Raw genomic sequence first — 10,066 nt, 5'->3', positions numbered from 1 at the left:
CGGTGCCGGCGCTGTCACTGAGTTTGATGGCTTGTATCGTGCGGGGTATCGATCGCTGGTTGGCTCGATCGCCGAAGCCGTTTTGCATGCCACGGCCGGCGAACCGCCCTCCCCTGCTCCGGCCGAACCTCAATCCGCCACACGAGAACTCAGCGTCACGGACCAAGACGCGATTGCCGATCGGTTGATTCCGTTGTTGGAACGACTGACCGAAACGATGCTTGGCAGCTGGCTCGCGCACAGCCAAACGCTTCGCCTGTCACCGCTCGAAGCCGTCAGTGATCCCGCGAAGTGGGAACGTTTGGTGGAGTTCATCAAGCTTTACGGCGACCCAATCTTCACCCAAGGTTTCTTGCAACTGAGCAACGTTCGCGCGGTTCTGCACCAAGATGTCTCGTCATGGCTGGAACGAGCCATGACCGATGGTGATGACCTGCTGGAAGACACCCAGCTTTTTCGCGATCTCGAAATTGGCAAGATCAAGATCAACGAAGCCTCGCGTTGGATCACGCTGGTCTTCGAATCGTTGCTTGATCACCACGCGGAATACCAAGACTACAACAGCACAACGACACAGAGCGATCGCGGCGAACTGATCTACACGTTCCTCGATTTCTTGCGTCTGCGGACTCGATACGAACGCGTCGCTTGGAATTTGAAACCGATCATGTGGACCCACGAAGTCCTCGTGCGAATGGGCCTCGATCAAACGTCTTTGGGTTGGCGTGAAAGCCTCAACGAACGCATTGCAGCTGAAGCCGAACTCTACGTCCAAAAGCTTCGCGAATTGCAACGCCGGCATTCCATGCGAATGCCAACCATCGCCGATCGTATCGAAGAACGATTCGTCCAACCGATGACGATCGACCGAATGCGATCGCTTGTCGAACCCGCCATGAGCGATGCGGAAGCGGATCGCTTTAGCGCCGCGTTCGAACAACTCGAAGCAGAAGCCAACGAACTTTCGCGAACTCCCGTTGGCGTTGGACTCGATCTGCCTCCTTGGTTGAGCGCGTTGGAAGACGAGGTCGAAAAGATCGGCAAACGAAATCTCATCAGCGAGATTGATCCTCAGGAACTGATGACGATTCCGGTCAGTCCGCTGACGCTCGACGAACTCAAAACGCAACTCGCAACAGCCCAAACGCAAGGCCGCCGGTTGCCCCACATGCGTCGTCGCAAATCCTAAGTCGTACGTCTCTTCTCGTCCGCGGGCGGATTTGCGCACGCCCGCTGCACACGTGGACGAATCATCGAACATCTTTGCCTCCGAGCTGCGCGTCTCGATTTCGAAAGTGACGAGCAAATCGGGTGCTGATTTTTAAGCGGAATCTCGAAAAGTCAAAAAAACTTTGACTCAAGTCTGACTGAAAATCTCGTTGCGAGATGTGGTTTCCGCTGTCAACGCGAAAGACATTGCAGGAACTCAGGGGAATGATCCGCTCCTCTAGAACCCCAGAGCCAACCTATCCCTCCTATCTTAACGAGGTAAGAGCATCCAACAGCGTGATTCAAGTGAAGCGCACAGGGTGCCGATCTAGATTGGCTCTCCCTTATCGCACCGATATACTCCCGGCTTCTAGTCTCGTCCTTGAAACGTTGAAAATCGATGTCCAACACGCTTTCCGCTCCGCCGAATGCTTCTCCGACCGACACCTCGTTTCCACACCTTGATTTGTCATCGGAACTAGCTCGTCACCTGACGATCACGCTAGGACACGACTTTACCGGCGACTCGACTGACAAACAAAACAGCGAATACCTTTACCAGGCCTTGGCGATCACAGTTCGCGATCGCTTGGTGCCGATCTGGCTGGAAACTTGGAAGAAGACCTGCCTGAGCGAAGACCGCAAGGTTTACTACCTGTCGCTTGAATTCTTGATCGGCCGTTCACTCACCAACGCGGTCGAAAACCTCGACTTGGACGAAGACGTCCGCAAGGCTCTGCGAGCCTACAGCGTTGGAATGGAAGAAGTCGCTGACAAGGAACTTGATGCCGGATTGGGCAACGGTGGCCTCGGTCGTTTGGCCGCATGTTTCCTGGACAGCTGTGCGAACCTGCAGCTTCCAGTGGTTGGCTACGGCATCCGTTACGAATACGGAATGTTCCACCAGCACATCGAAGATGGACGCCAAGTCGAGGATCCCGACCGTTGGTTGCGTGATGGCAACCCTTGGGAAATCAAACGCCCCGAAGACACGCGTCGCGTTCGCTTCTACGGTCGCACCGAGAACTACTACGACGAGCACGGAACCCTGCGTCCTCGATTGGTTGACTCGCACGATGTTCTTGCCGTTCCATTCGACATGCCCGTCCCTGGTTATCGCAACGACACGGTCAACACGCTGCGTCTGTGGAAAGCGTCGACGACCGACGTCTTTAACCTCAGCGAATTCAACGCGGGCTCGTACCCCGAAGCCGTCGCCGCAAAGAACGACGCCGAACAGATCTCGATGGTGTTGTACCCCAACGACGCCAGCGAAAACGGCAAGGAACTGCGTCTGAAACAACAGTACTTCCTCGTTTCGTCTTCCTTGCAAGACGTGATCGCTCGTTGGGTGGAACAGCACGGCGAAGACTTCAGCGACTTTGGACGCAAGAACTGCTTCCAACTCAATGACACGCACCCCGCCTGTGCCGTTCCTGAACTCATGCGATTGTTGATGGATGAGCATGGACTGGAATGGGACGACGCCTGGGACGTGGTCACACGCTGCATGGCATACACCAACCACACCTTGCTTCCGGAAGCCTTGGAACGATGGTCGGTCGGTTTGTTCAGCCGCCTGCTGCCACGTCTGCTCGATATCATTTACGAGATCAACGCTCGGTTCTTGAAACTGGTCGACCAGCAGTGGCCTGGTGACGTTGCAATGCGTCGCGAAATGTCACTGATCGAAGAGGGTGACAACCCACACATTCGAATGGCGTACTTGGCCATCGTCGGAAGTTTCTCGGTCAACGGTGTTGCTGGTTTGCACACGCAGTTGTTGGAATCAGGTCTGTTCAAACACTTCAACACGCTGTGGCCTCGCAAGTTCAATAACAAAACAAACGGCGTGACCCAACGTCGTTGGTTGTCGCACTGCAACCCAGGCCTGCGTGACCTTCTCAACGAAACCATTGGCGAAGGCTGGCAGAAAGACCTGACCAAGGTCAAAGAGTTGGCTCCGCATGCAGCCGACGCCGACTTCCGCAAAAAGTGGATCGAAGTCAAGCAACAAAACAAAGCTCGCTTGTCTGATTTGGTCGTCGCCGAAACCGGCGTTCGTTTCGACACGTCGTTCATGTTTGACGTTCAAGTCAAACGAATTCACGAGTACAAACGCCAACTGTTGAACGTGCTACATATCGTGCACCTGTACGATCGCATTCTGCGTGGCGAAACCGCGGGCATGGTCCCACGCTGTGTCTTGATCGGTGGGAAAGCAGCCCCCGGCTACCATGTCGCCAAATTGATCGTGAAGCTAATCAACGATGTTGCGAAAAAGGTCAACAATCACCCCGCGGCTAACGACCTGTTGAAAGTCGTGTTCTTCCCGAACTACCGCGTTTCGTCGATGGAAGTGATCTGCCCGGCAACCGAGTTGTCGGAGCAAATTTCAACCGCCGGCAAAGAAGCTTCCGGCACGGGCAACATGAAGTTCATGATGAACGGTGCGTTGACGATCGGCACGCTCGATGGAGCCAACATCGAAATCCGTGAAAATGCGGGTGCCGAGAACTTCTTCTTGTTCGGCTTGGACGCATCCGAAGTCGCCGAATTGAAGAAGGACTATCGTCCCAACGATATTATTGCTGCTGATGAGGACATCGTTCGCATCATGAACCTGTTGGAAAGCGGACACTTCAACCCTGACAATCCAGGCTTGTTTGATTTGTTGACCAGCGGATTGCGTAACCCTCAGGATCCTTGGGTCACCATCGCCGACCTTCGTGCGTACATCGACGCTCAAGGCGAAGTAGGCAAGGCCTACCAAGACGTTGATCACTGGAATCAGATGAGCATCCTGAATACCGCAGGCAGCGGGTGGTTCAGCAGCGACCGAACGATCCAGCAATACGCGGACGACATTTGGGACGTGCGACCACTGTCGTAATGCCAATCTGATCATTCCAAACAAAAAGGGCTCGATGAGAAATCACCGAGCCCTTTTTTTGTTTAATGAGCGTGAGTTGCCGGGCCCAACCTATGCTGGCCCGAGCCCCATCGCACGTCGCCATGCGCTGAACTGTCCGATATGAAGCATCATGTGACCGCTTAGATAGAAACCATGCAGTGATCCAACGGTGCTGAACTTCTCACGAAGATGCTCGGTTGGGTTCGGCGACGAAAAAACCGCATCGTCAGCATTCAGCAATGCCTCGATCGCAGCTTCGTGCGACGCAAAGAACTTCTCCACAACTTCTTCCATTGGCGGATACAGCGTGCCGTTCGGATCGTCCAAACACTTTGCATTCTTCGAGAACAATGCATCGTATTTATCAGAGGGCTTCACCGCCGAGGCGTCGGCACCGACTTGCTCAACCACTTGCCACGGATACTGCGACAAATGCCCAAGGATAAACGCTGGATGGTTGGACTCGATGACAGTGTCGCCAATCACGGCGAAACGAGCGAACTGCTCCTGAGTCACTCCGGTCATCAGTCGTTTGGTGTATCCCATACAAAGCCGACCCGAGTCAGCGATCATTTGTCCGATCATGTTGTTTCTCTACGAGGTGCAATTCAATCCTGCTGTTTTAGCTACCTTCCAAACCGAAAGTAAGCCAGGCCCAAACGTCCGACATCGCCTTGATGGACAAACTGAAGTTCTCGACAGTTTACGCAGCCCGTCGGGAGCTTTTTAGAGAAGATTGCTCCTCAAGACTTGCTTCCGAGATCCAGTCGTCGCACCCCATCGCAGAACCATCCAGTGTGCCCGGATGAAACCATGGCTCCGGGTAATAAACCCGTCGCGTTGGATGAAGTTGCCCCAGGTAAGCCCCCCACCAACTGAATGTGCTGTTGGCAATCACAACGTGCCGACACTGTGCAATCAAATGCAAATCTTCGTGAGCAGTCGCCCCATCAGTGTGTTGCACCGGTGTAAACGGAATACCAACATCAAGATTGGATTCACACCACGGAACATCATTTGAGAACAAGTAGAGCTTCAAATCCGTTTCATGGGCCGCTAAGTCCAACAAGCAGCGACGGTAGTAGTCCGCGTCCAACGTTCGATAAATTTGCTTCGCCTTGGCGGAGGTCACATAGTCACCGCGACGGACGTGAATCGCGACACTGTTCTCACTCTTCATCTGGGCGGACAATCGCCGTGTCGTCTCAGATGGTTGTTCACGTAGTTGAAACTCTTCTCGCAGACTGCCACGCAATCCAGGAAAGAACTTCTCACTCTGCCAGTAGCCATCCAAATAGAGGTCTGATTCCCGAGCCAGCAATGATTCTCGAAATCCAAACGGTTTTTCGCGGCGAACCGGAAGCACTCCTTGGTACCCGGGAACAAACCGGCTTACCTTGTCCAACGCTCGCCCAACTGGGGTTCGCAAGAACTTCCCCGGAACTCGCGAACGATCGGCGTCCGACAACCGCGATGCGGAGATGGTGAAGTGATCAATCGCCAATGGGTGCAATCGATAATCAATAAATGCTGAATCGTCGATCAACAACGTTTGGTAGGTGCTGCGAGCCAAAGAATGCCCAAATGCATACTGAAACAATTGGTTCCCGAGTCCACCAATCAATCGTGTCACAATCATCGATCAAGCCACCTTACGAACTTGGGTTGGTCTTACGACGGCTGCATAGGCTTCATCGAGCGTGCGAATCAACCGTTCAATTTTGAGGTCGTCCATCATCGGACTGAGGCCTAAATAGAAGCCTTGTTCGTGGACCCATTCAGCTCCGGGATAATCTGATGGATCAACAGGTCCCAGCAGACTGGCTGCTGGTTGTCGTGCGAAGTTTCCTGTCACTACCGGACGAGTTTCAACGCCTGCCTCTTCCAAATGAGCTAGCAACTCGGTTCTGAATCCGACCGCATCCCCTTTCAATAACAGAGGCAACGCGAACGGACTGGCCTCACCGGCGACTGGCGTCTCAAAGCTGCCAAACCATGACTGACTTTCCGCGTAACTTTCGAATCGGGCTGCCAGCTCTCGGCGACGGTCGTTCATGCCGTCCAATTTCTTGAGTTGCTCCAACCCAAAAGCTGCCTGCAATTCAGTCGGCCGTAGATTGAATCCCCAATTGATAAACCGATAGCGATCATCCACCACTGATGGATTAGCAGAACCTGATTGAGACCCAGTGGTAGGCGTCTGCACGCCTCGCGACCAACCATGAGCTCGCAATACTCGCAATGCGTCAGCGTCTTCTTCGTTGTGACACGTCACCATGCCACCTTCCATTGTTGTCATGTGATGGGAGAAGAAAAAGCTGAAGCTTCCCCCCAATCCGAAGTTACCGACATGGTTTCCATCGTACTTTGAACCGAGTGACTCGCAGCAATCTTCAATTAACAGCAATCCGTGCTCTTCACAAAATTGCTCCATCAACTTCATATCGATGGGATTTCCCATCAAATGCACAGCGAAAACGCATTTGGTTTTTGGTGTCAGACGACGGCGCATATCGTCGAAGTCGACGTTCAGTGTCTCTGGATCAACATCGACAAGTGTGACTTTCAATCCCGCCATCAAAGGCGACCAAATTTGGGTAGGCCAAGTCACGGCGGGGACCAAGACTTCGTCGCCGGCCTCCAATCGAGGGTTCAACGGATTGATTAGATTGTAAGCCAACAACAAATCAGCTGACGAACCACTGTTGACCATCACGGCATCGTGACAACCGATGTACCGAGCAAACTGTGTCTCAAATTCGCGAGTCAACGCACCCATGGATGTCCGATAGTTGACCAAGCAATCCATTGCAGCGGCAATTTCATCTCGACCGAACGTGGGCACCGTCAATGGATACCAGTAGCGGCCGAACTCGCTGGCTGCGGGTTCCAAATGGTCATCCATCCATGCTTCAAAGGCTTTTTGGGAATCCGGGTTCATGCCGCGTTCGCCGAGTATGAGTGGTTGCTATGTAATTGCCGGTATTCCAGGATCGTTCGGGCGATCCCTTCGCTCAGCAAGATGCGGGGCTCAAACCCCAGTTGTTTCAATCGCGTGTTATCCGTGCACTTGCGAGGCATCCCATCGGGACGGGTTGTGTCCCAACAAATCTGACCTTGAAAACCGGTTTGCTCTGCGATCATGCCCGCCAATTCGGCGATACTGACGTCTGTTCCCGGACCTAGATTGATGATTTGGCCTTCGGTGTTCGCATCGAACAAATGCAGCATGCCCCGAACAACGTCATCGACATGAATGAACTCACGTTTGGCCGATCCGGTTCCCCAAAGCGTGACCGATTCAGCATTCTGATCGACCGCGTCGCAGAACCGTTTGACCAGAGCGCTAAGGACGTGACACCGGGACAAATCAAAGTGGTCGCCGGTGCCATAGATATTGCAAGGCATCGGCAAAACACACTGCATCCCCATTTGTTTCTGGTAGCTCTGAGCCAACCGAAGTCCAGCTATCTTCGCCAACGCGTAGCCTTCATTGGTCGGTTCTAACGGACCGGTCAACAAAGAGTCTTCGATCATGGGCTGAGCACACTCACGCGGGTAAATGCAGGTGCTACCAAGCAACAGAATCTTTTTAACGCCCGATTTGGAACATGCCCCGAGTTGATTGACTACTAAGCGAAGATTCTCATCCAAAAAACCTACTGGATCGTTCATGTTCGCGACGATCCCACCAACTTTGGCAGCCAATAGGAATGCGTATTTTGGACGGAATTCTTCAACATAGTCCTGCACCGCATCGGCTGAGCAAAGGTCCAGTTCACTCCGCGTGGGCGTCAGCAGATTGGTGTAGCCCCCGGACCGCAGATACCGCGTCAACGCTGCGCCGACCATACCGGCTGCACCGGTGATCCATATCGGTTCGTCTTGCCGCATTGAAAATCCTTTTCCTTTGGGCAGGTTTCTTTCTGAGTCGCAAGGTCGTCGAACCGTTAACGATCGAACGACTGAACATTCTTGTAGGAAACGACTTGTAACAAATTCAATGTCAATTCTGTACAAAGCATTATCGGAACGGACGAGTCAGACACCAATTCGACACTGCTTCCATTGCATCGACTCGGTAAAAGACACCCGACTTGCATTTCTCTACCGTTTCTAAGCTGCATCCTTGCGAGAACGCGACGCAATTTGAAAACGATAGATCGGACGCAAAATTTCCCGTTTGACTCGATCGGTCATCGCCTGTCGCTTGCCGCCTCCGCCGATTGTGCTCCCCCCTAGATTCGCCGAGACTTCATGAACGCAGGATGGGTTCATCACGACCACACGCACGCCTGTGACCCATCGCATTTGAATGAACGCATCGACGGGACGATCCAATCGGCTCGATGCAGCTAACAACCTCTCAGCGGCCAACTTCGTCACCAGCTGTGCTGACGTTCGCAGTGGAATCACGTCTGGACACAACAAAGCCCATTTAGATTGCTGCGATAAAACCCGGTGCGGTGACGTGAACGGTCGAACTTGAAATTGGACGTAGTCGCCACTTCGAGCATGCTCACTGGCGAAGGCGAGCGATTCTGCAAATCCAAGTTCGAATTCGATGTCGTCTTCGACGATCAACGTTTGCTCCCAACCCTCGTCGACGATACGTTGCCAGATGCCGCGATGGCTGAGAAAACAACCGACTTCGCCGACATTCAGCGGAAACGGATACGAAGGTAAATGCAACCGAGGCTCAATCCATCGTTGTAATTCATCGTCTGGCAACAATTTGCCGTCTACCGCATCGTGAATCTGACATGGTACCGGACACGTTTGCAGAATCCGCTGAACCTGTGGCTGTCGCGCGGTGGCTCGCCGCAATGTGACAACGAGTGCTTGAGACACGTTCATGTTTTCGACCTCGTGGGGAATCCATTCGAGTGCGTGGTCGTGATGATTAAAGATCGTTGCCGGATGAAGTCGGCGTTCACCGTCTTGAGGCGGCGTTTCAGGCTGCCATCATTGAGGGAACGCATGCTTCTAACTCAGTTTCCTATTCGGTCCAGCTTGAATCGTACCGCAGCCAGTAGTCCCGGACCCAATCCACGGGACCATGCCCGAATTTCCGTCGCGTGCCCCAGCGGTAGTCGCCCTCTGGGACCACGTCAATTGGCCGCGGGTCGCCATGAAACACGACCACCTTGGCTTTTGCCGGCCGCTTCACTTTGGGGAAAATCTGATTGATCGGGTAGTACTTCAGGCAGTGCCACTTGAAACTGGAGGTCCATGCAAACGGCCAGTAGTTCACGTCCGTCGCACTATCGGTCAAAAAATCTTGGTCGAGTTGAAACCGATCAAAACACTCCTGCTGGTGCTCGTTAAATTGCCGAAACAATTCGGCTTGCTCACCCGGATAAAATCCCAAAATGGATCCCTGAACACCCCGGTCAGGACGCATCGCAAGTGGGACCAAACTCCAGAGCGTTGGATTCCATTCTCGCAGTGCATGAAAACCTCGTTTGGCCTCCAAACGATCAAAGAACCCATCCAGGTTCTGGTTAATCATGACGTCGAGATCCAAGTACAGCGTTGGTTCATCAGCGGGCAAAACGCCTGGTGCCAGAATCGACAGTTTGGGCCAGCATCCCTTTTCCTGATGCTCAAAGGGGATGCCTAAATCAGGCATCTGAATTCCTTCGACCCCATCAGTTAATCCAGCCACATTGTCGGTGACGCAAACAAACCGATGTGAACGGTTCAAGTTGGCTGCCACAGCGTTTCGCAAAACGGTGACATACGATGCAGGGAATGCGTCTAACCAACGTGTACAGACAACCGTCGCCATGGTCTCGCCTTCCTTGGTGAGAAATGGGCATAGGAATTCCCGTCCAACGACGAGAAATATGTGTTTCCCGCGGAGGTTAGCGAAGTTGGTGGGTCGTTACCAGTCCGATTGTGTGTGATCGCTTAAACGGAGCGCACCTCGCGGTTTGCGAT

The 10,066-nt window shown here is 53.2% G+C and carries 7 protein-coding genes and 1 pseudogene; 2 read left to right on the top strand and 6 right to left on the bottom strand.

Features of this window, described 5'->3' with window-relative positions:
* Together B2R17_RS05125 and B2R17_RS05120 are read left to right on the top strand one after the other, a co-directional pair.
* Nucleotides 1-1,189: pseudogene (locus tag B2R17_RS05125) on the top strand (hypothetical protein); the annotation flags it as partial.
* A gap of 420 nt (nucleotides 1,190-1,609) precedes the next feature.
* Nucleotides 1,610-4,102, top strand: coding sequence for a glycogen/starch/alpha-glucan phosphorylase (locus B2R17_RS05120; protein WP_286763121.1), 2,493 nt, complete (start codon nucleotides 1,610-1,612; stop codon nucleotides 4,100-4,102).
* Between the two features lie 90 nt (nucleotides 4,103-4,192).
* Here B2R17_RS05120 and B2R17_RS05115 read toward each other — a convergent pair whose 3' ends face one another.
* The 6 genes from B2R17_RS05115 to B2R17_RS05090 all read right to left on the bottom strand — a co-directional run bounded on the left by B2R17_RS05115 (nucleotide 4,193) and on the right by B2R17_RS05090 (nucleotide 9,755).
* A complete protein-coding gene (locus tag B2R17_RS05115) occupies nucleotides 4,193-4,708 on the bottom strand; it encodes a DinB family protein (protein WP_339888848.1) in 516 nt (171 codons plus the stop codon).
* Between the two features lie 118 nt (nucleotides 4,709-4,826).
* A complete protein-coding gene (locus B2R17_RS05110; protein ID WP_008665459.1) occupies nucleotides 4,827-5,762 on the bottom strand; it encodes an alpha-1,2-fucosyltransferase in 936 nt (311 codons plus the stop codon).
* 3 nt (nucleotides 5,763-5,765) lie between these two features.
* The gene (locus tag B2R17_RS05105; protein WP_286763119.1) at nucleotides 5,766-7,064 is read right to left on the bottom strand and encodes a DegT/DnrJ/EryC1/StrS family aminotransferase; all 1,299 of its coding nucleotides are present in this window, start codon (nucleotides 7,062-7,064) and stop codon (nucleotides 5,766-5,768) included.
* Nucleotides 7,061-8,017, bottom strand: coding sequence for a GDP-L-fucose synthase family protein (locus tag B2R17_RS05100; protein ID WP_008665463.1), 957 nt, complete (start codon nucleotides 8,015-8,017; stop codon nucleotides 7,061-7,063). The genes B2R17_RS05105 and B2R17_RS05100 overlap by 4 nt, the downstream gene beginning before the upstream one ends.
* 222 nt (nucleotides 8,018-8,239) lie before the next feature.
* Nucleotides 8,240-8,980 (bottom strand): glycosyltransferase family 25 protein, encoded by a 741-nt coding sequence (locus tag B2R17_RS05095; RefSeq protein WP_286763118.1) that lies wholly within the window; start codon nucleotides 8,978-8,980, stop codon nucleotides 8,240-8,242.
* A gap of 142 nt (nucleotides 8,981-9,122) precedes the next feature.
* On the bottom strand, nucleotides 9,123-9,755 hold the full coding sequence (locus tag B2R17_RS05090; RefSeq protein ID WP_286763117.1) for a glycosyltransferase: 633 nt from the start codon (nucleotides 9,753-9,755) through the stop codon (nucleotides 9,123-9,125).
* Nucleotides 9,756-10,066 lie beyond the last annotated feature (311 nt).

This window comes from Rhodopirellula sp. UBA1907 (genome assembly GCF_002337565.1).
Classification (GTDB): Bacteria; Planctomycetota; Planctomycetia; order Pirellulales; family Pirellulaceae; genus Rhodopirellula; species Rhodopirellula europaea.
The sequence above is the reverse complement of the archived record's forward strand: the minus strand, read 5'-3'. Positions and strand labels throughout refer to the sequence as shown.

Excerpts from the sequence above, each read along its gene's own strand:
- B2R17_RS05120 (WP_286763121.1), top strand. The coding sequence starts at position 1,610 with ATGTCCAACACGCTTTCCGCTCCGCCGAATGCTTCTCCGACCGACACC.
- B2R17_RS05115 (WP_339888848.1), bottom strand. The coding sequence starts at position 4,708 with ATGATCGGACAAATGATCGCTGACTCGGGTCGGCTTTGTATGGGATAC.
- B2R17_RS05110 (WP_008665459.1), bottom strand. The coding sequence starts at position 5,762 with ATGATTGTGACACGATTGATTGGTGGACTCGGGAACCAATTGTTTCAG.
- B2R17_RS05105 (WP_286763119.1), bottom strand. The coding sequence starts at position 7,064 with ATGAACCCGGATTCCCAAAAAGCCTTTGAAGCATGGATGGATGACCAT.
- B2R17_RS05100 (WP_008665463.1), bottom strand. The coding sequence starts at position 8,017 with ATGCGGCAAGACGAACCGATATGGATCACCGGTGCAGCCGGTATGGTC.
- B2R17_RS05095 (WP_286763118.1), bottom strand. The coding sequence starts at position 8,980 with ATGAACGTGTCTCAAGCACTCGTTGTCACATTGCGGCGAGCCACCGCG.
- B2R17_RS05090 (WP_286763117.1), bottom strand. The coding sequence starts at position 9,755 with ATGCCTGATTTAGGCATCCCCTTTGAGCATCAGGAAAAGGGATGCTGG.